Source organism: Pseudomonas sp. NUPR-002 (genome assembly GCF_056322725.1).
Genome location: NZ_CM150476.1, coordinates 1,067,478 through 1,087,673, shown reverse-complemented (window position 1 = coordinate 1,087,673; position 20,196 = coordinate 1,067,478). Strand labels below are relative to the sequence as shown.

Annotated in this window: 18 protein-coding genes and 1 other RNA gene; 1 reads left to right on the top strand and 18 read right to left on the bottom strand. The window is 60.8% G+C overall.

Annotated features, from left to right (window positions below):
* Positions 1-76: 76 nt before the first annotated feature.
* Complete coding sequence (locus ACVWSC_RS05100) at positions 77-535, top strand: DUF721 domain-containing protein (protein ID WP_442112333.1); 459 nt, start codon at positions 77-79, stop codon at positions 533-535.
* A 196-nt stretch (positions 536-731) separates the two neighbouring features.
* Here ACVWSC_RS05100 and lpxC read toward each other — a convergent pair whose 3' ends face one another.
* The 18 genes from lpxC to rsmI all read right to left on the bottom strand — a co-directional run bounded on the left by lpxC (position 732) and on the right by rsmI (position 20,120).
* Positions 732-1,643 (bottom strand): UDP-3-O-acyl-N-acetylglucosamine deacetylase, encoded by a 912-nt coding sequence (gene lpxC, locus ACVWSC_RS05095; protein ID WP_028943297.1) that lies wholly within the window; start codon positions 1,641-1,643, stop codon positions 732-734.
* 112 nt (positions 1,644-1,755) lie between these two features.
* Positions 1,756-2,946, bottom strand: a complete 1,191-nt coding sequence (ftsZ, locus tag ACVWSC_RS05090) for a cell division protein FtsZ (RefSeq protein ID WP_045183523.1) — start codon at positions 2,944-2,946, stop codon at positions 1,756-1,758.
* A 56-nt stretch (positions 2,947-3,002) separates the two neighbouring features.
* On the bottom strand, positions 3,003-4,256 hold the full coding sequence (gene ftsA, locus ACVWSC_RS05085; RefSeq protein ID WP_442112332.1) for a cell division protein FtsA: 1,254 nt from the start codon (positions 4,254-4,256) through the stop codon (positions 3,003-3,005).
* A gap of 14 nt (positions 4,257-4,270) precedes the next feature.
* Entirely contained in the window at positions 4,271-5,140 is an 870-nt protein-coding gene (locus ACVWSC_RS05080) for a cell division protein FtsQ/DivIB (protein ID WP_442112331.1), read from the bottom strand.
* Positions 5,141-5,144: 4 nt separating this feature from the next.
* The gene (locus ACVWSC_RS05075; protein WP_442112330.1) at positions 5,145-6,104 is read right to left on the bottom strand and encodes a D-alanine--D-alanine ligase; all 960 of its coding nucleotides are present in this window, start codon (positions 6,102-6,104) and stop codon (positions 5,145-5,147) included.
* Positions 6,101-7,555: a UDP-N-acetylmuramate--L-alanine ligase gene (gene murC, locus ACVWSC_RS05070; RefSeq protein ID WP_442112329.1), complete on the bottom strand. Its 1,455-nt coding sequence runs from the start codon at positions 7,553-7,555 to the stop codon at positions 6,101-6,103. The genes ACVWSC_RS05075 and murC overlap by 4 nt, the downstream gene beginning before the upstream one ends.
* Positions 7,548-8,627: an undecaprenyldiphospho-muramoylpentapeptide beta-N-acetylglucosaminyltransferase gene (gene murG, locus ACVWSC_RS05065; protein WP_442112328.1), complete on the bottom strand. Its 1,080-nt coding sequence runs from the start codon at positions 8,625-8,627 to the stop codon at positions 7,548-7,550. Before murG ends, murC begins: the two co-directional genes overlap by 8 nt.
* On the bottom strand, positions 8,617-9,831 hold the full coding sequence (ftsW, locus tag ACVWSC_RS05060; protein WP_442112327.1) for a putative lipid II flippase FtsW: 1,215 nt from the start codon (positions 9,829-9,831) through the stop codon (positions 8,617-8,619). Before ftsW ends, murG begins: the two co-directional genes overlap by 11 nt.
* Complete coding sequence (gene murD, locus ACVWSC_RS05055) at positions 9,828-11,174, bottom strand: UDP-N-acetylmuramoyl-L-alanine--D-glutamate ligase (RefSeq protein WP_442112326.1); 1,347 nt, start codon at positions 11,172-11,174, stop codon at positions 9,828-9,830. The genes ftsW and murD overlap by 4 nt, the downstream gene beginning before the upstream one ends.
* A 6-nt stretch (positions 11,175-11,180) precedes the next feature.
* Positions 11,181-12,263 (bottom strand): phospho-N-acetylmuramoyl-pentapeptide-transferase, encoded by a 1,083-nt coding sequence (gene mraY / locus ACVWSC_RS05050; protein ID WP_442112325.1) that lies wholly within the window; start codon positions 12,261-12,263, stop codon positions 11,181-11,183.
* Positions 12,263-13,630 carry a UDP-N-acetylmuramoyl-tripeptide--D-alanyl-D-alanine ligase gene (locus tag ACVWSC_RS05045; protein ID WP_442112324.1) on the bottom strand — a complete coding sequence of 456 codons (1,368 nt, stop codon included), beginning with the start codon at positions 13,628-13,630 and terminating at the stop codon, positions 12,263-12,265. The genes mraY and ACVWSC_RS05045 overlap by 1 nt, the downstream gene beginning before the upstream one ends.
* Positions 13,623-15,086 (bottom strand): UDP-N-acetylmuramoyl-L-alanyl-D-glutamate--2,6-diaminopimelate ligase, encoded by a 1,464-nt coding sequence (locus ACVWSC_RS05040; RefSeq protein ID WP_442112323.1) that lies wholly within the window; start codon positions 15,084-15,086, stop codon positions 13,623-13,625. Before ACVWSC_RS05040 ends, ACVWSC_RS05045 begins: the two co-directional genes overlap by 8 nt.
* Positions 15,086-16,819, bottom strand: coding sequence for a peptidoglycan D,D-transpeptidase FtsI family protein (locus ACVWSC_RS05035; RefSeq protein WP_442114257.1), 1,734 nt, complete (start codon positions 16,817-16,819; stop codon positions 15,086-15,088). Before ACVWSC_RS05035 ends, ACVWSC_RS05040 begins: the two co-directional genes overlap by 1 nt.
* Positions 16,819-17,112 carry a cell division protein FtsL gene (gene ftsL / locus ACVWSC_RS05030; RefSeq protein ID WP_442112322.1) on the bottom strand — a complete coding sequence of 98 codons (294 nt, stop codon included), beginning with the start codon at positions 17,110-17,112 and terminating at the stop codon, positions 16,819-16,821. Before ftsL ends, ACVWSC_RS05035 begins: the two co-directional genes overlap by 1 nt.
* Positions 17,109-18,056, bottom strand: coding sequence for a 16S rRNA (cytosine(1402)-N(4))-methyltransferase RsmH (gene rsmH, locus ACVWSC_RS05025; protein ID WP_442112321.1), 948 nt, complete (start codon positions 18,054-18,056; stop codon positions 17,109-17,111). Before rsmH ends, ftsL begins: the two co-directional genes overlap by 4 nt.
* Positions 18,053-18,508 carry a division/cell wall cluster transcriptional repressor MraZ gene (gene mraZ, locus ACVWSC_RS05020; protein ID WP_010220775.1) on the bottom strand — a complete coding sequence of 152 codons (456 nt, stop codon included), beginning with the start codon at positions 18,506-18,508 and terminating at the stop codon, positions 18,053-18,055. Before mraZ ends, rsmH begins: the two co-directional genes overlap by 4 nt.
* 309 nt (positions 18,509-18,817) lie before the next feature.
* An RNA gene (gene rnpB, locus ACVWSC_RS05015) (RNase P RNA component class A) lies at positions 18,818-19,177 on the bottom strand.
* A gap of 67 nt (positions 19,178-19,244) precedes the next feature.
* Positions 19,245-20,120 (bottom strand): 16S rRNA (cytidine(1402)-2'-O)-methyltransferase, encoded by an 876-nt coding sequence (rsmI, locus tag ACVWSC_RS05010; RefSeq protein WP_442112320.1) that lies wholly within the window; start codon positions 20,118-20,120, stop codon positions 19,245-19,247.
* Between the last annotated feature and the right edge of the window lie 76 nt (positions 20,121-20,196).

Sequence of the window (20,196 nt, the reverse complement as noted above, 5' to 3'; positions counted from 1 at the left end):
TTCAGCGGGCCCCCAGACAAGGCGCATGCCGGGGTATCTGATAAGATGGCGGAACTGTAACTTCAGGTGTCCCTACATGGCTTTTCGCCCCCTGCCGGCCCGTGCCCCCGCCGTACTGCTGCGCGAAGCCCGGCCGCTCAAAGCCTTGTTCAGCCGGGCCCAGCGTCTGGCACAACTGCAAAAACTGCTCGACAGCCAGCTGCAGCCCGCAGCACGTGAGCATTGTCACATTGCCTCCTGGCGCGAAGGTGTACTGCTGCTGGTGGTCACCGATGGCCATTGGGCGACCCGCCTGCGCTACCAGCAAAAACGCCTGCAGCGGCAGTTACAGGAGCTGGAAGCCTTTGCCGGTTTGACACGCATTCTGTTCAAAGTGCAGCCGCCGGTTACCCAAAGTCGTGCGACCGGTCATACGGTTGACCTTTCCAGCCAGGCCGTGGAGAGCATTCAGGCAACGGCTGAAGGCATCAGCGACCCGAAACTGCGCGCAGCGCTGGAGCGCCTGGCCAGCCATACCCGCAAAACAGACCGGTAAGAGCGGGTTTTACCCCGCGATTGCGATTTGCCAGTCACATCGCTTCGCGGGGCAAGCCCGCTCCCACAGGCTGAAGCGCACTACCCCGCGATTGCGGTTTGTACCGGGGCAAGCCCGCTCCCACCGGGGCTGCTTGAGCCGCCAATAAAAAAGGCCACCCGAAGGTGGCCTTAATCACTAGAGAGAGTGTTCGAACTTACACTGCCGCAACCGGACGCATGTAAGAGATCGGTGCCGTACTGGCATCTTCGAAAGTCACCACTTCCCAGGCATCTGTTTCCTCGATCAGCTTGCGCAGCAGCTGGTTGTTCAGCGCGTGTCCGGACTTGTAGCCCTTGAACTCGCCGATCAGGCTGTTGCCCAGCAGGTAGAGGTCGCCGATGGCGTCGAGGATCTTGTGCTTGACGAATTCGTCTTCGTAACGAAGGCCGTCTTCATTGAGCACGCCGTCCTTGTCGACCACAATGGCGTTTTCCACGCTGCCGCCGAGTGCGAGGTTGTGCTTGCGCAGGTACTCGATATCGCTCATGAACCCGAAGGTACGGGCGCGGCTGACTTCCTTCACGAACGAGGTGCTGGAAAAGTCCACGCTGGCACTTTGAGTCCGGTTACGGAACACCGGGTGATCGAAATCGATCTCGAAACTCACCTTGAATCCGTCGAACGGCAGGAAAGTAGCGCGCTTGTCGCCATCTTCCACTGTCACTTCGCGCAGAATGCGGATGAATTTCTTGGCTGCGTCCTGTTCTTCCAGGCCGGCAGATTGAATCAGGAATACGAAGGGTCCTGCGCTACCGTCCATGATCGGCACTTCGGACGCGGAGAGCTCGACGTAGGCGTTATCGATGCCCAGGCCAGCCATGGCCGAGAGCAAGTGCTCAACCGTGTCTACCTTGGTATCGCCATTGACCAGTGTCGTGGACATGGTGGTCTCACCGACATTTGCCGCGCGGGCAGGAATTTCCACCACGGGGTCGAGGTCGGCACGGCGAAATACGATGCCGGTATCCACAGGTGCAGGTTTGAGGGTCAGGTAAACCTTTTCCCCGGAGTGCAGGCCGACACCTGTGGCACGGATAATATTCTTCAGGGTGCGTTGTTTAATCATGGCATTGGCCGCTTCAGCGCAAATTGCGAACTGGTATCAACAAAGGCTGAGGATAATACCAGACCCGGCCTTTGCTGAACACCAATCACCCTTATACCCCTGATAAATTTCATCAATCGGCCTGACGACGCAGGAAAGCTGGAATGTCCAGATAGTCCAGATCGTCTTGCGGATTGAGCTTGGCAGCCGCGGCAGCACCGGCGTGCGCCTGATTGCGCATGACGGTCGGACGCTCCAGATCGCGGTAGTTCACCGACGATTGCTCCTGACGAACAGGGGCTGGGGCGGCAGTCTGCATGGCAGCCGTTTGCATGGTGTTATCGATAACCTTGACCGGCTTCTCGATTTTCGCGCCCAGACCAGTGGCAACCACGGTCACGTGCAATTCGTCACGCATGTCCGGATCGATAACGGTACCGACCTTGACCATGGCGTGATCGGAAGCGAAGGCTTCGATGATGCTACCGACATCCGAGTATTCACCCAGCGACAGGTCAGGACCTGCGGTGATGTTGACCAGGATACCGCGGGCGCCCTGCAGGTTGACGTCTTCGAGCAGCGGGTTGCGAATCGCCGCTTCGGTGGCTTCACGTGCACGGTTCGGACCGCTGGCGCAGCCAGTGCCCATCATTGCCATGCCCATTTCGCTCATCACGGTACGAACGTCGGCGAAGTCGACGTTGATCATGCCCGGACGCTTGATGATGTCGGAGATACCGCGAACGGCACCGGCCAGTACGTCGTCAGCCTTGGCGAAGGCGGACAGCAGGCTGGCGTCTTTGCCGAGGATGGTCAGCAGTTTTTCGTTCGGGATGGTGATCAGCGAGTCGACGCTGTCTGCCAGTGCACGGATGCCTTCATCGGCGATCTGCATTCGCTTGCGGCCTTCGAACGGGAACGGACGGGTCACCACCGCAACGGTGAGGATACCCAGTTCCTTGGCCACTTCGGCGATGATCGGCGCAGCACCGGTACCGGTACCACCGCCCATGCCCGTAGTAATGAACACCATGTTGGTGCCCTGCAGTACCTCGGCAATACGCTCACGGTCTTCCAGAGCGGCCTGACGGCCCACTTCCGGATTAGCGCCAGCACCCAGTCCCTTGGTTACGCCGGTGCCCAGTTGCAAAATGGTGCGTGCGCCGATGTTTTTCAGCGCTTGAGCATCGGTGTTGGCGCAGATGAACTCGACGCCTTCGATGTTGCTCTTGACCATGTGATTGACGGCGTTGCCACCGCCGCCACCGACGCCGATCACTTTAATGACCGGACTTTGCGGGACGTTGTCTACGAGCTCGAACATTTTCCCTCTCCTTACAGTTCTCTAGTTTTTGCGCCTACTACTACTGCTTTGAAACTTTAAAAGTTGCCTTTGACCCAGCGTGTGAAACGCTCGAACGCCGGTGCCTTGGGTTCATCGCCATAGTTGTTGCTGCTGGTACCGGTCAGGGACACGCCGTCGGACTGCTTCTGCAAGCCGTAGGTCAGCAGGCCCACACCGGTGGAATAAATCGGGTTGCGTACAACGTCACTCAAACCGCGCACGCTATGCGGCACGCCCAGGCGCACCGGCATGTGGAAAATCTCTTCGGCCAGCTCTACCGCACCTTCCATCTTCGAGGTGCCGCCGGTCAGGACGATGCCCGCAGGCACCAGGTCTTCGTAGCCGCTGCGACGCAGTTCGGCCTGAATCAGGGTGAACAGTTCGTCGTAACGTGGCTCGACCACTTCAGCCAGGGCCTGGCGCGACAGTTCGCGCGGTGGACGATCGCCGACGCTTGGCACCTTGATGGTTTCGCCAGCACCGGCCAGCTTGGCCAGGGCGCAGGCGTAACGGATCTTGATCTCTTCGGCGTACTGGGTCGGCGTGCGCAGGGCCATGGCGATGTCGTTGGTCACCTGATCACCGGCAATCGGGATCACCGCGGTGTGACGGATCGCGCCTTCGGTGAAGATGGCGATGTCTGTGGTACCACCGCCGATGTCCACCAGGCACACGCCCAGCTCTTTCTCATCATCGGTGAGCACCGAATAGGCCGATGCCAGTTGCTCAAGGATGATGTCGTCGATTTCCAGGCCGCAGCGGCGCACACATTTTTCAATGTTCTGTGCGGCATTGACGGCGCAAGTGACCACGTGAACCTTGGCTTCCAGACGCACACCGGACATGCCCAGCGGTTCGCGGACGCCTTCCTGGTTGTCGATCACGTAGTCCTGCGGCAGGGTGTGCAGAACGCGCTGATCGGCCGGAATGGCAACAGCCTGCGCGGCGTCGAGCACGCGCTCAAGGTCAGCCGAGCTGACTTCACGGTCGCGAATCGCCACGATGCCGTGGGAGTTCAGGCTGCGGATGTGATTGCCGGCCACGCCAACGAACGCCGAGTGGATCCGGCAGCCGGCCATCAGCTGGGCTTCTTCCACCGCCCGCTGGATCGACTGTACGGTCGACTCGATGTTGACCACCACGCCCTTCTTCAACCCGCGCGAAGGATGGGTGCCGATACCGACGACTTCCAGGGAGCCGTCGTCTTTGACTTCACCTACCAGCGCCACAACCTTGGAGGTGCCGATATCGAGCCCGACGATCATTTTGCCGCTATGCGCATTTGCCATGGTCCTGCCTCTCTCTAATTCTTCGCAACGGCGGGTTGGGCCGTCGTCGGTGCAATCGGTTCCCGCCAGCCCACGGCCAGGCCGTTGGCGTAACGCAGATCGATGCGGGCGATGTTCGTGATCTGTTCTTTAAGTGTCTTGTCGTAAATGGCAATGAAGCGGCGCATTTTTTCCACCAGATGATCGCGCCCCAACAGCAGCTCGATGCCTGGCCCGGTGCTACTGGCGCCAGTGGTCAGGAACCAGCTGCCGCGTTCACGCACTTCCAGGCGGGCAATCGAAAAGCCCATTGGCCGCAACATCTGGCTCAGTACCTGATATTGCTGCATCACTTGTTGCTGCGCCCGCTGCGGCCCGAACAGCTGCGGCAGGTGCTCATAGTTGGCCAGTTCGCGCGGGGTGAAGGCCTGGCCCTGGTTATTGAGCAAGGCCTCCTCACCCCAACGCGCCACCGGCAACTGTTCTTCCAGGCGGATCACCACTTCGTCCGGCCACACCCGCCGTACCTCGGCGTGTGCAATCCAGGGCATGGTTTCCAGCTCGGCGCGCATGCTGGCCAGATCGACGGTGAAGAAGCTCGCCGCCACGTACGGGGCGATTCGCTGCTGCACCGCTTGCTGGCTGATGTAGCTCAGGTCCCCTTGCACGGCGATCTTGGTGATCGGCCGGTCGGCGTACGGCATCAGGCGTTGCGCACCTTCATAGGCACCAAAGCCTGCCGCCACCAGCAGCACCGGCCAGAGCAGACGCTTGAAGATGCTGAAGTTGGCCTTGGGCAGGCGCGCCGACAATGGCTCCTTGGCCACCATCCGGCTGGCACCACGCGGCACCGGCTTGTTACGGCCGGTGGCGGGTTGCTGATGACGTAACATCGCGCCTTGCATGGGCTTAACCTCGCGCCTCGACACTGGCCGCCAGGATCGCCAGCACCAACTGCTGGAAGTCCAGACCGGCCGCACGTGCCGCCATAGGGACCAGGCTGTGATCGGTCATGCCTGGTGCGGTGTTGACTTCGAGCAGCCAGAAACGCCCCTGCTCGTCCTGCATGACATCCAGACGTCCCCAGCCGGCAATGCCAACGGCATCACAGGCGCGGGCGGTCAGGTCGATCAGTTCCTGCTCTTTGGCCGCGTCCAGACCGCACGGAATGCGGTACTGGGTATCGTTGGCGATGTACTTGGCGTCGTAGTCGTAAAAGGTGTGCGGCGTACCCAGGGCGATCGGTGGCAACACCTGGCCACGCAGGGTCGCGACGGTGAACTCCGGACCGTGAATCCATTGTTCGACCAACACTTGCGAATCGTAGGTGGCGGCATCTTTCCAGGCAGCGATCAATTCGTCGACGCCGGTCACTTTCGCCATACCGATACTAGAGCCTTCATGGGCCGGTTTGACGATCAAAGGGAAGCCCAGTTCCGCGCCGGCAGAAATACAGTCAGCTTCGCTGCTCAGCACGGCGTGACGCGGGGTCGGAATACCCAAGCTCTGCCACACCTGCTTGGTGCGCAGTTTGTCCATCGCCAAGGCCGACGCCAGGATGCCGCTGCCGGTGTACGGGATACCCAGGCACTCGAGCAGGCCCTGCATGCTGCCGTCTTCACCGCCACGGCCGTGAAGGATGATGAAGGCGCGGTCGATCTTCTCGCTTTGCAGACGGTCGAGCAGGTCGTCGCCGACATCAATCGCCACGACGTCAACACCGGCGCTGGTCAGCGCGTCGATGACCGCCGCGCCGGATTTCAGCGATACCTCTCGCTCTGCGCTTTTGCCACCGTAGAGCACGGCAACACGGCCGAAGTCTTTTACGGCAATGGTCGAATGCAGCTTGGCGTATTGGTTATCAGTCATTTCGACTTCCCCTGACTGGCAACGGCACCAGCGAACAACGGACTCTTGATTAGTTGCGGAGCCAGGCCACCGATGTCACCGGCGCCCTGACACAGCAGGATGTCCCCGGCGCGCAGCAGCGGCTTGACCAGCGGCGCCAGTTCGATACCACGCTCGATGTAGATCGGGTCGAGCTGACCGCGCTGACGGATGCTGTGGCACAGCTGACGGCTGTCGGCGCCCGGGATCGGCTCTTCGCCGGCTGGGTAGACTTCCATCAGCAGCAGTACGTTGGCGTCGGCCAGCACCTGGACGAAGTCGTCGTACAGGTCGCGGGTACGGCTGTAGCGGTGCGGCTGATAAACCATCACCAGGCGCCGCTCAGGCCAACCACCACGCACGGCCTTGATCACCGCCGCCACTTCGGTCGGGTGATGACCGTAGTCGTCCACCAGCATCACGCTGCCGCCGTCGACCGGCAGTTCGCCGTACACCTGGAAGCGCCGCCCTACCCCTTGGAAGCCCGACAGGCCCTTGACGATGGCGTCGTCGCTGATGCCTTCGTCGGTGGCAATAGCGATGGTCGCCAGGGCATTGAGCACATTGTGGTTACCCGGCATGTTGACCGAGACATCCAGTGGCTCGCGGTCGCGACGCAGCACGGTGAAGTGAGTCTGCATACCCGACTGACGCACATTGATGGCGCGCACGTCGGCTTCTTCGCTGAAGCCGTAGGTCACCGCCGGGCGTTTGACCTGCGGCAGAATCTCGCGCACTACCGGGTCGTCCAGGCACATGACCGCCAGGCCGTAGAACGGCAGGTTGTGCAGGAACTCGACGAAGGTTTTCTTCAACTTGTTGAAGTCGCCTTCGTAGGTGGCCATGTGATCGGCGTCGATGTTGGTGACCACCGCTACCAGCGGCTGCAGGTGCAGGAAGCTGGCGTCGCTTTCGTCGGCTTCGGCGATCAGGTAGCGGCTGGTGCCCAACTGGGCATTGGTGCCCGCTGCATTCAGACGACCACCGATGACGAACGTCGGGTCCAGGCCTCCGGCAGCAAACACCGACGCCAGCAGGCTGGTGGTGGTGGTTTTGCCGTGGGTACCGGCGACGGCGATGCCGTGGCGATAGCGCATCAGCTCAGCGAGCATTTCCGCACGCGGTACTACCGGGATACGGCGCTCAAGGGCCGTGGCAACTTCCGGGTTGGCCGGATTGATGGCGCTGGACACCACCAGCACGTCAGCGCTGGCAGCGTTCTCGGCACGGTGGCCGATGAAAATCTGTGCACCGAAGGATTCCAGACGCTCAGTGACCGGCGAGGTTTTGAGGTCCGAGCCCGATACCTGATAACCCAGGTTCAGCAGTACTTCGGCAATCCCGCACATACCCACGCCGCCGATACCGACGAAGTGGATACGGCGGATACGGCGCATCTCTGGTTGTGGCATGGCTTTCTGGCGTTCAACCATGGGCCACCTCCAGGCAAATATCGACCACGGTGCGGGTTGCTGCAGGTTTGGCCAGGCGCCGGGCAGTGGCGGCCATGGTGGAGAGTTTTTCCGGTTGCATCAGCACCTCGTTCAGGCGTTCAGCGAGTTGCGCTGCGCCAGTTGTCGCTTGTGGCATCAGGAAGGCAGCGCCTTCACGGGCCAGATAATGGGCGTTGTGGGTCTGGTGATCGTCGATGGCATGGGGCAAAGGCACCAGCATCGAGGGCAAGCCGGCTGCAGCCAGCTCACTGACGGTCAGCGCGCCTGCGCGGCAGACCACCAGATCGGCCCAGGCATATGCCTTGGCCATGTCCTTGATAAACGGCTCTACCTGAGCCTCGACTCCGGCCTCGCGATAACGCTCGGCGGTAATCTGATCGTGCTGCTTGCCAGCCTGGTGGAACACCTCGGGACGAATGTCCGCGGGCACCTGGGCCAGGGCCTGGGGCAGCAGTTTGTTCAACGGTTCGGCGCCCAGGCTTCCGCCCAGCACCAACAAACGTGGCCGACGCGCGCCCAGAGGCTCGCGCGGGGTTTGCAGAAACAGCTCGCTGCGCACCGGGTTGCCAGTGGTACGCAACTTTTGCGAAGTCGCAAATGTGCCGGGGAAAGCTTCGCAGACTCGGCCAGCCAACGGCACCAGCAGCCGATTGGCGGTACCGGCACGGGCATTCTGTTCGTGCACCACCACCGGTACTCCACAGAGCCGCGCAGCCACGCCGCCTGGGCCGGTCACGTAACCGCCAAAGCCGATCACGCAGACCGGCTTGAGCTGACGAATGATGCGCCGCGCCTGCAGCACCGCTTTCACCAAGGTGAACGGCGCCTTGAGCAACGACAACTTACCTTTGCCACGCAGACCGGTGACCTGAATCAGGTGCAGTTGCAAACCCGCCTGCGGCACCAGTTCGTTCTCGATACCACGCGGGGTGCCCAGCCAGTGCACGGTGTAACCGCGCGCCTGGAACTCACGGGCGCAGGCCAGGGCCGGGAACACGTGGCCCCCGGTACCGCCTGCCATGATCAAAACATTCTTGCCGTCAGCGGCCATGATTCGGCTCCTCGGCAAAATCGCTTTCATTGAATTCGTGCTCTTCGCTACCCAAATGGGTACGACTCTCCCACTCGATCCTTAGCAACAGCCCGACACAGGCGCAGCAGATCACCAGCGAGCTACCGCCGTAGCTGAGGAACGGCAAGGTCAGGCCCTTGGTTGGCAGCAGGCCGACGTTCACGCCGATGTTAATCAGGAACTGGCCGATCCACAGGAAGGCCAGGCCAAAGGCCACGTAGGCCGCAAAGAATTGCTTGGCTTTCTCGGCCCACAAGCCGATGTACAAGGCACGCACGGTGACGAACACGAACAGCGCCACAGTCACCAGCGAGCCGACCACGCCCAGTTCTTCGGCGAGTACCGAGAACACGAAGTCGGTGTGCGCTTCTGGCAGGTAGAACTGCTTCTGCACGCTATTGCCCAGGCCCACGCCCAGCCACTCGCCACGCCCGAAGGCAATCAGCGCCTGGGTCAGCTGGTAGCCGGAACCGAACTGGTCGGACCATGGGTCGGTAAAGGTAATCAGACGCGCCATCCGGTAAGGCTGGGCCTGTACCAGAACGAACACCGCGGCCACCGCCAGCACCACCATCAAGCTGAAGCGGAACAGGCCCACCCCGCCGAGGAACAGCATCGCGGCGGCGGCGCCCATCATTACTACAGTGGCGCCGAAGTCCGGCTCCATCAGCAGCAGACCCGCCATCGGCAGCAAAACGATGAAGGGCTTGAAGAAGCCCATCCAGCTTTCGCGCACTTCGGTCTGGCGACGCACCAGGTAGCCGGCCAGGTAGATCACCACGAACACCTTGGCAATTTCCGAAGGCTGAACGTTGAAGAAGCTAAAGCCGATCCAGCGCATCGAACCGTTCACTTCACGACCGATACCCGGCACCAACACCAACACCAGCAAGGCGAAGGCACCGACCAGCATGGCGAAGCCCATCTTCTGCCAGGTGGCGATCGGCACCATCATGGTGACAATGCAGGCGACCACACCAATGGCGACATACACCAGGTGGCGGAACATGTGGTACAGCGGGTTGCCCGACTGCGCGGCGGCCACTTCCGAGGACGCCGAGGTGATCATCACCAGGCCAAGGCCGAGCAGCGCCAGGCAGCCGGCGAGCATGGCGAAATCCAGGTCGATACCACGACCGCTGATCAGCGGCGACGGATACGGCTTGATGATGCCGAAGATCATGCCAGCCCCCCTACCGCTTGGGCGAACAGACGCCCGCGCTCTTCGAAGTTCTTGAACATGTCGAGGCTCGCGCACGCCGGGGAAAGCAACACGGCATCGCCAGGCTGCGCCAGGGCAGCCGACTGTTGTACGGCTTCATCCAGGGTTTTGACGCGGATCAGTGGCACCTCATCGCCCAAGGCCTGAGCCAGCAGTTCGGCATCGCGCCCGAGCAGCACCACCGCACGGCAGTGCGCCGCAACAGGTGCCCGCAGCGCGCTGAAATCAGCACCCTTGCCATCACCACCGGCAACCAGCACCAGCTTGCCATCGATGTCGGCACCCAGGCCTTCGATGGCCGCCAGCGCAGCCCCGACATTGGTGGCCTTGGAATCGTCGTACCAGTTCACGCCGTCGCGTTCGCGCAGCCACTGGCAGCGATGGGCGAGGCCGGAAAAGGTGCGCAGGCTGGCGAGCATGGCGTCAAACGGCAAGCCTACGGCATGCCCCAGCGCCAGCGCCGCCAGGGCATTGGACTGGTTATGCGCACCACGGATTTTCAGTTCGCGCACCGGCATCAGGTTCTGGAACTCGAACGCCAGGAACTTCTCACCGTTTTCTTCGCGCAAGCCGAAGGCTTTGAAATCAGGGGTATTCAAACCGAAGGTCCAGCACGGCTGACCTTCTGCCAGCAACGGACGGCTCAGGGCATCCTGACGGTTGACCACCACTTGCCGCGCGCCCCGGAAGATCCGGTGCTTGGCCAGGTGATAGGCCGGCAGGCCACTGTAGCGGTCCATGTGGTCTTCGCTGACGTTGAGCACAGTCGCGACTTCAGCGTTGAGCTGATCGGTGGTTTCCAGCTGGAAGCTCGACAACTCCATGACGTACAGCTCGACGTCGTCGCTGAGTAGGTCCAGCGCTGGCGTACCAATGTTGCCGCCCACGGCAACGCGCTTGCCGGCCGCTGCGGCCATTTCGCCAACCAGGGTGGTCACGGTGCTTTTCGCGTTGGAACCGCTGATCGCGATGATCGGCGCCTTGGCATTGCGTGCGAACAGTTCGATATCACCGGACAGCTTCACGCCACGGGCCGCTGCCTGCTGAAGCGCCGGAGTGGCCAGGGCCAGGCCTGGGCTGACGTACAGCTCGTCGGCGCGGCACAGGAACTCTACGTCCAGCTCACCACAGCGCACTTCTACCTGCGGGTAATCGCGACGCAGGGTTTCCAGTTCCGGCGGTTGTTCACGGGTGTCGACGACCGCAAAGGCAACGCCCCGGTTCGCCAGGAAGCGAACCAGGGACATGCCGCTCTTGCCGAGGCCGACAACGATGCGGAAGTGGTCAGAAGCGATCAGTGACACGCGTTTCTACCTCAGTTTCAGGGTGGCAAGGCCGATCAGCACCAGAATCACGGTGATAATCCAGAAACGGACGATCACCCGCGGCTCGGGCCAACCCTTGAGTTCAAAGTGGTGATGGATCGGGGCCATACGAAACACACGCTTGCCGGTCAGCTTGAACGAAGCGACCTGGATCACCACCGACAAGGTCTCCATGACGAACACGCCGCCCATGATGAACAGGACGATTTCCTGACGAACGATCACGGCGATGGTGCCCAAAGCAGCGCCCAGTGCCAGCGCACCGACGTCGCCCATGAACACCTGGGCTGGGTAAGTGTTGAACCACAGGAAGCCCAGGCCGGCACCGATCAAAGCGCCGCAGAACACAATCAGCTCACCGGCGCCCGGCACGTACGGAATCAGCAGGTATTCGGCAAATTTCACGTTGCCCGACAGGTAGCAGAAGATACCCAGCGCACCACCGACCATGACCGTTGGCATGATTGCCAGGCCATCGAGGCCGTCGGTCAGGTTCACCGCGTTACTCGAACCGACGATCACGAAGTAGGTCAGCACCACGAAGCCAATACCCAGCGGGATGGTGACATCCTTGAGCATCGGTACGATCAGCGTGGTTTCGACGCTGCTCGGTGCAGTTACATAAAGGAAAATCGCGGCGCCCAGGCCGAACACCGATTGCCAGAAGTACTTCCAGCGGCTTGGCAAGCCACGCGAGTTCTTCTCGATGACTTTGCGGTAGTCGTCGACCCAGCCGATCGCGCCAAACAGCAGGGTAACGATCAACACCACCCAGACGTAGCGGTTGGTCAGGTCGGCCCACAGCAAGGTGCTGATACCGATCGCCGAAAGAATCAGTGCACCCCCCATGGTCGGGGTGCCGGATTTGGACAGGTGCGATTGCGGGCCGTCGTTACGAACTGCCTGGCCGATCTGACGAATCTGCAGGGTGCGAATCATCCACGGGCCCAGCCACAGGGCCAGCGACAACGCGGTCAGTACACCAAGAATCCCGCGCAGGGACAGGTACTGGAAGACCGCGAAGCCTTTGTAAAACTGTTGCAGATACTCAGCCAACAGCAGCAGCATTAATGTTTCTCCCCGCTGGAACCACACAAAGCCGCTACGACGTTCTCCATCGCAGCGCTACGCGAGCCCTTGATCAAAATAGTGGTATTGGTGGCCTGTTCGGCGCGAACGGCGTCGATCAGGTCAGCTTGATTAGCGAAATGTCGGGCATTGGCACCGAACGCTGCTACCGCATGTGCCATGTTCTGGCCCACCGCGTAGAGTGCCGATACCTTGTCTTTGGCGTACTCGCCTACCTGCCGATGGCCTTCCTCGGCCCACTGGCCCAATTCACCGATATCCCCGAGCACCAGAACGGTGCGCCCGGAAAAGCCGGCAAGTATATCAACGGCAGCGCACATCGAGGTGGGGTTTGCGTTGTAAGTGTCATCGATCACCCGTACACCGTTGGCAGCCATCTGCACGACAGTGCGGCCCTTGACCGGTTGCACGTTATTCAAGCCCTCGACGATACCGTCCAGCGTCAGACCAAAGGCATGTGCGGCAGCCGCGGCGGCCAGTGCGTTGGCAACGTTGTGGGTACCGAGCAAATTCAGTTGAACCCGCTCGACACCCATCGGGCTGTGCAGATCGAATGCCGGGCAACCGCGCTGATCCGGGGCAATGTTCGCGGCGTACAGGTCAGCAGCCGGGTTGCTCAGGGCAAAGCTCAGCACACGGCGCTTGCCAGCACGCTGTTTCCAGATGCCAAAGGCCTTGTCATCCAGATTCAATATGGCCGTGCCATCCTGATCCAGGCCTTCAATGATTTCGCCTTTGGCTTCGACAATTTTTTCCGGCCCGCCGAACTCGCCGACATGCGCGGTCCCGGCGTTGTTGAGCACCGCCACCTGCGGCTTGGTCAAACCGACGGTATAAGCGATTTCACCGATGCGCGAGGCACCCAGTTCGATCACTGCGGCAGTGTGCTCAGGCGCAATTTCGAGCAGGGTCAGTGGCGCGCCGAGGTCGTTGTTCAGGTTGCCACGGGTTGCCAGAACCGGGCCACGCGTGCGCAGAATGCTGGCGAGCATTTCCTTGACCGTGGTCTTGCCGCTGGAACCGGTGATGGCGGCGACAGGCTTGTCGAACGCAGCGCGGTTCAGCGCACCCAACTGGCCCAGGGCCAGACGGCAATCGGCAACCAGCAACTGCGGCAGGCTGCTGCCGGGCACTTCACGCTCGACCAGCGCGGCAACGGCGCCTTTGGCCTGAACCTCATTCAAATAGTCGTGGCCATCGAAGCGCGGCCCGGCCAGGGCAACAAACAATTGCCCGGCAACGATTGCGCGGCTGTCGATGCTGACACCATCAAATTGAGCATCAGCACCCAGCAGACGGCCTTGCAGTGGCGCGGTCAGTTGGCTGAGGGTCAAAGGCTTAAGCATGGGGAGCCTCCCAGACAGCAAGGGCTTTCTCGGCCTCGACCAGATCGGAGAAATCGTGGCGCTCGCCGTTGATTTCCTGATAGTCCTCATGCCCTTTACCGGCCAGGACAATCACATCATCAACCCCTGCACCAGCGACCAGCTGGGCAATGGCCGCACCACGCCCGGCGACGAACTGGACGGCATCGGCATTGGCAAAACCAGGGCGGATGTCGGCAAAAATCTGTTGTGGGTCTTCCGTGCGCGGGTTGTCATCGGTGACCAGCACGCGGTCGGCCAGGCGTTCGGCCACTTCGGCCATCAACGGGCGCTTGCCGCGATCACGATCACCACCGCAACCGAACAAGCACAGCAGCTGGCCTTTGGCGTGCGGGCGCAGAGCCTGCAGCACTTGCTCCAGGGCATCCGGTGTGTGGGCGTAGTCAACGACCACCAGCGGCTTACTACCGCCCCCGAGGCGCTGCATACGGCCGACCGGCCCTTCCAGCAGCGGGGTGACCTTGAGGATTTCATCCAGCGCATAGTCCAGCGCCAGCAAGGTGCCGACGGCGGCCAGCATGTTGCTCAAGTTGAAGCGGCCGAGCAGGCGGCTACGCAAGGTGCGTTCGCCCTGTGCAGTGACAATCACCGCGCGCACGCCATCATCGTCAAAATGCGCTTCGCGGCAGTACAGAGAAGCACTGCTGTCTTTGAGGCTGTAGCTGATCAGACGCGATTCGCCCTTTTCAGCCGCCAGACGACGACCGAAATCGTCATCCAGGTTAACTACCCGGCATTTCAGGCTCGACCAGGCAAACAGACGTGCCTTGGCGGCTTCATAGGCCTGCATGCTGCCGTGATAGTCCAGGTGATCACGCGACAGGTTGGTCATCACCGCAATATCGAAGTCCAGCGCCGCAACCCGTCCTTGCTCCAGCGCATGCGAGGAAACCTCCATCGCTACGGCCTTGGCACCGCCCTTTTTCAGATCATTCAGTGTCGCCTGCACCGCAATCGGATCCGGCGTCGTCAGGCGACCGCTTTGCAGTTCGCCATAAAACCCAGTACCCAAGGTGCCGATCAAGCCGCAACGCTGACCAAGCTTGTCCAGCGCTTGCGCCACCAACTGAGTGACGCTGGTTTTACCGTTGGTACCGGTCACACCGACCAGATTCAACTGTCGGCTTGGCTCGCCATAAAAGCGCCCGGCTATATCCGAAAGCTGTGCGATCAAGCCCTTCACCGGGATCAATGGGACTTCAGTGATCGGCAGTACGGTGGCACCTTCAGCCTCATAAGCCACCGCCGCCGCCCCACGCTTGAGTGCATCGGCAATGTGCTCACGACCGTCGACCAGCGCACCCGGCACCGCCAGGAACAGGTCGCCCGGGCGTACTTTACGGCTGTCCAGGGTCAACTCGCGGATCAACGGATCGCGGCTGGCCTGGGCGAAAAGTTTACTCAATGGCATCGTCATTAACCGCGCCCTCCTTTGGCGGGCGCAGCATCGGCTTGCTGCTGTGGAGTCGCCGGCGGCAGGTTATCCGGCGGAATATTCATCAGGCGCAACGTGCCAGACATGACCTTGCTAAATACCGGGGCCGAGACCAGGCCACCGAAGTAGCCACCCTTGCTCGGCTCGTCGATCACCACGACCACGGCGTAACGCGGATCGCTCATCGGCCCGAAGCCAGCGAACAGCGAGCGGTAGGAATTCTCGGTGTAGCCTTTGGAGCCAATGGTCGCCTTACGCGCCGTACCACTCTTGCCACCGACGTGGTAGAACGGCACCTGGGCGCGGAATACACCGCGCGGCGCTTCGATCACTTGCTGCACCATGCCTTGAATGGTCTTGGCGACTTCGACCGGCACAACCTGCGTGGACTCTGGGGTTTTGTCGACCTTGAGAATGCTCAGCGGCACCATCTTGCCGTCGTTGGCCAGCGCCGCGTAGGCGTGAACCAGCTGCAGCGCGGTTACCGAAAGGCCATAGCCATAAGACAAGGTCGCCGTTTCAGCCTTGCGCCACTCACGGTGATTGGGCAGGTTACCGACCCGCTCACCCGGGAAGCCCAGACCGGTGTACTGGCCCAGACCCAACTGGGACATCACCCGGTAGATCGACTCACCACCGATATCGAAGGCGATCTTACTCATGCCGACGTTACTGGAGTTGATCAGAATGCCGGTCAGGTCAAGGATCGGCCCCTCACTCCTGGACACGTCACGAATGGTGTAACGCCCCAGTTGCAAGGTGCCCGGATAGACTTCGACTTTGTCGGTCGGCTTCCAGCGCCCGCTTTGCAGGGCCGCACTCATGGACAACGGCTTGACCGTGGAACCAGGCTCGAAGACGTCGATGATCGCGCGGTTACGCATGGCCGCCGGGAACATGCTGCGACGGTTGTTGGGGTTGTAGGTGGGCTGGTTGACCATGGCCAGCACTTCACCGGTTTTCACATCGAGAATCACCAGGCTGCCGGCCTTGGCTTCCTGCTCGGCAATGGCATTGCGCAGCTCGCGCGTGGCCAGGTATTGCAGGCGCAGGTCGATGGACAACGCCAAGGTCTTTCCGGCCTTGGCGTTTTTGGTTACCTGAATGTCTTTGATCAGCCGGCCACGCCGGTCCTTGATCACTTGCCGCTTGCCGGGCACGCCGGCCAGCCACTCATCGTAGGCCAGCTCCACCCCTTCACGGCCATGGTCATCCAGGTCGGTAAAGCCAACCATGTGCGCGGCAACATCACCGGCCGGGTAGAAACGACGAAATTCCTCGATGCCGTAGACACCAGGAACCTTGAGATCGAGCACCACTTGCCCCTGTTCCGGGGTCAAGCCACGCACCAGGTAGATGAATTCTTTGTTGGCCGATTGCTCCAGACGCTGCGCCAATTGCTGCGGGTTCTGCTTGAGCGCAGCAGCCAACGCTGGCCAGCGTTCTTTGGACGCTTGCATTTCCTTGGGGTTGGCCCACAAGGTCGTGACCGGCGTACTGACCGCCAGCGGTTCACCGTTACGGTCGGTGATCAGCCCGCGGTGTGCAGGAATCGGGATATGGCGCAGGCTACGGGCATCGCCCTGGCCTTTGAGGAAGTCACGATCGACCACTTGCAGGTCGATGATGCGCCAGGCAATCGCGCCGACCATCAACGCCAGCAGGGCAATGACCACACGGAACCGCCACGGATAGAGTGCACCTTCGAGCTTCATCATGGCGCCACCATCCGCACTTCGTCAGCGGCCGGGATGCGCATTTTCAGCTGCTCACTGGCGAGGTTCTCGATACGGCTGTGTGCCGTCCAGGTGCTTTGCTCAAGGATCAGCCGACCCCATTCGGCCTGGGCCTTGTCACGTTCGTTGAGTTCGCCATACAGGGCATTGAGCAGTTGGCGGTTCCAGTGCGCGCTGTACGACACCGCCACCGAAGAAACGAGCACGGCAATAAACAGCAGAAGCATCAGGAAGCTTCCGCCTGGCAAAGGCTTGGCGAACAGGCGGCTCACCGCAGCTTCTCGGCAACGCGCATCACAGCACTGCGCGAACGTGGGTTGGCCTTGAGTTCAGCTTCAGAGGCGAACTGCGCTTTGCCATGTACTTTGATACGAGGTTCAAACGCTTTGTGTTGAACCGGCAGGTTGCGCGGCAGGTTGTCGGCCTCGCCCTTGACCAGCTTGCGCATGAACAGTTTGACGATGCGGTCTTCCAGCGAATGGAAGCTGATGACCACCAGGCGGCCACCGATTTCCAGGGCATCAAGTGCGGCTTCAAGACCGGCTTCGAGGTCGCCCAACTCGTTATTGACGTGAATACGCAGGCCCTGGAACGCACGGGTCGCCGGGTTCTTGCCCTTTTCCCAGGCAGGGTTGGCGACCTTGAGCACTTCGGCCAGGTCTGCGGTACGGGTGAAAGGAGTTTGCTCGCGGCGCAATACCACCGCGCGAGCCATGCGCTTGGCAAAGCGTTCTTCACCGTATTCCTTGAATACCCGGGCAATTTCTTCTTCAGGCGCCGTGGCAATGAACTCGGCAGCGCTCACGCCGCGACTTGGGTCCATACGCATGTCCAGCGGGCCGTCATTGAGGAAACTGAAGCCACGCTCAGGGTCGTCCAACTGTGGCGAAGACACCCCCAGGTCAAGCAGGATGCCGCTGACCTTGCCGTCGATACCCAGCTCGCGCACTTGCGCACCGAGCTCGGCAAAACTGCGCTGCACAATGACAAAGCGGCCGTCTTCGGCCGCCAGCGCTTGCCCGGTGGCAATCGCTTGAGGATCTTTGTCGAAACCCAGCAGCCGCCCTTGCGGCCCGAGCTTGCTGAGAATCAGGCGGCTATGGCCGCCGCGTCCGAAGGTGCCATCCAAATAGCAGCCATCGGCGCGTACGGCGAGAGCCTCGACGGCTTCGTCAAGCAGTACGGTGATGTGGTTAAAGCCGCTATTTATAGTCACAGGATCAAATCACGCAGTTCATCAGGCATGGCGCCCGGTTGTTGAATAGCTGCAAGGTCGGCTGCCGAAACTGCGTTCCAGGCATCCTCATCCCACAGCTGAAATTTGTTCAGTTGCCCCACCAGCATCGCCTTCTTGTCGAGCTTGGCGTATTCGCGCAAACGCGGAGGCACCAGGAAACGCCCACTGCCATCAAGCTCCAGATCCACCGCATTGCCGATCAGCAAACGCTGCAGGCGACGGTTCTCTTCACGCAATGACGGCAACGCGCGTAACTTGGCTTCAATCAGTTCCCACTCATCGAGCGGGTATACACACAAGCAGGGGTCAACCGCGTCGATGGTCACGATCAACTGCCCGGAACTACGCGAATCGAGCTCGTCACGGTACCGGCTCGGCATTGCGAGACGGCCCTTTGCGTCGAGGTTGATGGCGTTGGCTCCGCGGAACACGGCTGCGATTCCCCACTTGTTAGCTTTTTTGTGATCAGAAAACCCACTTCATGCCACTTTCTGCCACTTGCGCACACTATAGGAATCCGCCTACCACACCGTCAAGGCACGCCTATAAGGAAATCCCTTACAGAACGGAGATTTAGCGCATTGTAGGAAGATGGAAGGACAACCTTGGGAGATTTCTTACAAAAAAAATCAAACTCATTCAGACAAATAGAGCCCGAAGTTAAAGTGATTTATTAAGAGTAAGATTTTTTCGATATTACGAAGGCGCATCTGCTATCGATTCAAGCAGGAGAGGGAAAAGCGGAGAGTCGATCTGTAAGCCGGGTTCTGTCGAGGACAGTCATTCCTCTACGACGGCCATCACTGGACGCCTTTAGCAACCTACCCGGTTCCAACGCGGGCCGCGCCATATGGAACCCTATTTGGTCTTGCTCCGAGTGGGGTTTACCTAGCCACGAACTGTTGCCAGTCGTGCGGTGCGCTCTTACCGCACCTTTTCACCCTTACCGGCACCGAAGTGCTTAGGCGGTTATTTTCTGTGGCACTTTCCGTAGGCTCACGCCCCCCAGGTGTTACCTGGCACTCTGCCCTATGGAGCCCGGACTTTCCTCCCCCCTCTTTTGCGGAACAAAAGAAGGCAGCGACTGTCCGATCGACTCTCCGCCGCAAAGGTTAACGGTACGGAGGCCCAAGAACAAGCGATAAAACCAATAGTAGTACAAAGCCACTATTTGTCTTTCTGTTTTTCCAAGGCCACCTGATACAGCACATTCTTGCGCACGCCGGTGATTTCCGCCGCCAAAGCCGCCGCGCGCTTGAGCGGCATCTCGGCCAACAGCAGATCAAGCACGCGCATCGCTTCGCTGCTGACCGCCTGCTCATCTTCCGGTGCAGTCCAACCAGCGACCAACACCACGCACTCACCACGCTGCTGGTTGCTGTCTGCTTCAACGAACGCGCGCAATTCTGCCAACGGCAAGCCCTTGAGGGTTTCGAAGGTTTTCGTCAGCTCGCGCGCCAGCAATGCCGGGCGCTCGGGGCCGAACACTGTCTCCATGTCCTGCAGGCATTCAAGAATCCGGTGCGGCGCCTCGTAGAAAATCAAGGTACGCGGATCTTCCCTTACTTGCTCCAGACGCGCCCGGCGGCCGACCGCCTTGGCAGGCAGGAAGCCTTCGAAGATGAAACGATCCGATGGCAGCCCCGCCGCCGACAGTGCCGCGATCAAGGCGCAGGCCCCTGGCACGGGCACCACGGCAATGCCGGCAGCCCGCGCCTGGCGCACCAGGTGGTAGCCCGGGTCAGAAATCAGGGGGGTGCCGGCATCGGAGATCAGCGCCACGTTGTCACCCGCCAGCAAACGCGTGAGAAAGCGGCTGCCCTCATCCCGCTCGTTGTGCTCGTGGCAGGCCGCCAGCGGCGTATTGATCCCGAAATGTTGCAGCAAACGCACGGAGTGACGGGTGTCTTCAGCGGCGATCAGCGCCACATCACTGAGCACTTTCAGTGCCCGCGCACTCATGTCATCCAGGTTGCCGATCGGCGTGGCCACCACGTAAAGCGTGCCGGCAGTGGAATGGGAAGCCCCTGGAACATCAGTCACAGCACACACCTGTCATTTGAACAAAGCGCCATTGTAGCCCGACTGACGGCAACAATGCGTAACCTGGACCGCCTGC

What these genes read in the sequence shown, in the direction of transcription:
- ACVWSC_RS05100 (WP_442112333.1), top strand. Translation starts at nt 77, where the DNA reads ATGGCTTTTCGCCCCCTGCCGGCCCGTGCCCCCGCCGTACTGCTGCGC.
- lpxC (WP_028943297.1), bottom strand. Translation starts at nt 1,643, where the DNA reads ATGATTAAACAACGCACCCTGAAGAATATTATCCGTGCCACAGGTGTC.
- ftsZ (WP_045183523.1), bottom strand. Translation starts at nt 2,946, where the DNA reads ATGTTCGAGCTCGTAGACAACGTCCCGCAAAGTCCGGTCATTAAAGTG.
- ftsA (WP_442112332.1), bottom strand. Translation starts at nt 4,256, where the DNA reads ATGGCAAATGCGCATAGCGGCAAAATGATCGTCGGGCTCGATATCGGC.
- ACVWSC_RS05080 (WP_442112331.1), bottom strand. Translation starts at nt 5,140, where the DNA reads ATGCAAGGCGCGATGTTACGTCATCAGCAACCCGCCACCGGCCGTAAC.
- ACVWSC_RS05075 (WP_442112330.1), bottom strand. Translation starts at nt 6,104, where the DNA reads ATGACTGATAACCAATACGCCAAGCTGCATTCGACCATTGCCGTAAAA.
- murC (WP_442112329.1), bottom strand. Translation starts at nt 7,555, where the DNA reads ATGGTTGAACGCCAGAAAGCCATGCCACAACCAGAGATGCGCCGTATC.
- murG (WP_442112328.1), bottom strand. Translation starts at nt 8,627, where the DNA reads ATGGCCGCTGACGGCAAGAATGTTTTGATCATGGCAGGCGGTACCGGG.
- ftsW (WP_442112327.1), bottom strand. Translation starts at nt 9,831, where the DNA reads ATGATCTTCGGCATCATCAAGCCGTATCCGTCGCCGCTGATCAGCGGT.
- mraY (WP_442112325.1), bottom strand. Translation starts at nt 12,263, where the DNA reads ATGCTGCTGCTGTTGGCTGAGTATCTGCAACAGTTTTACAAAGGCTTC.
- ACVWSC_RS05045 (WP_442112324.1), bottom strand. Translation starts at nt 13,630, where the DNA reads ATGCTTAAGCCTTTGACCCTCAGCCAACTGACCGCGCCACTGCAAGGC.
- ACVWSC_RS05040 (WP_442112323.1), bottom strand. Translation starts at nt 15,086, where the DNA reads ATGACGATGCCATTGAGTAAACTTTTCGCCCAGGCCAGCCGCGATCCG.
- ACVWSC_RS05035 (WP_442114257.1), bottom strand. Translation starts at nt 16,819, where the DNA reads ATGAAGCTCGAAGGTGCACTCTATCCGTGGCGGTTCCGTGTGGTCATT.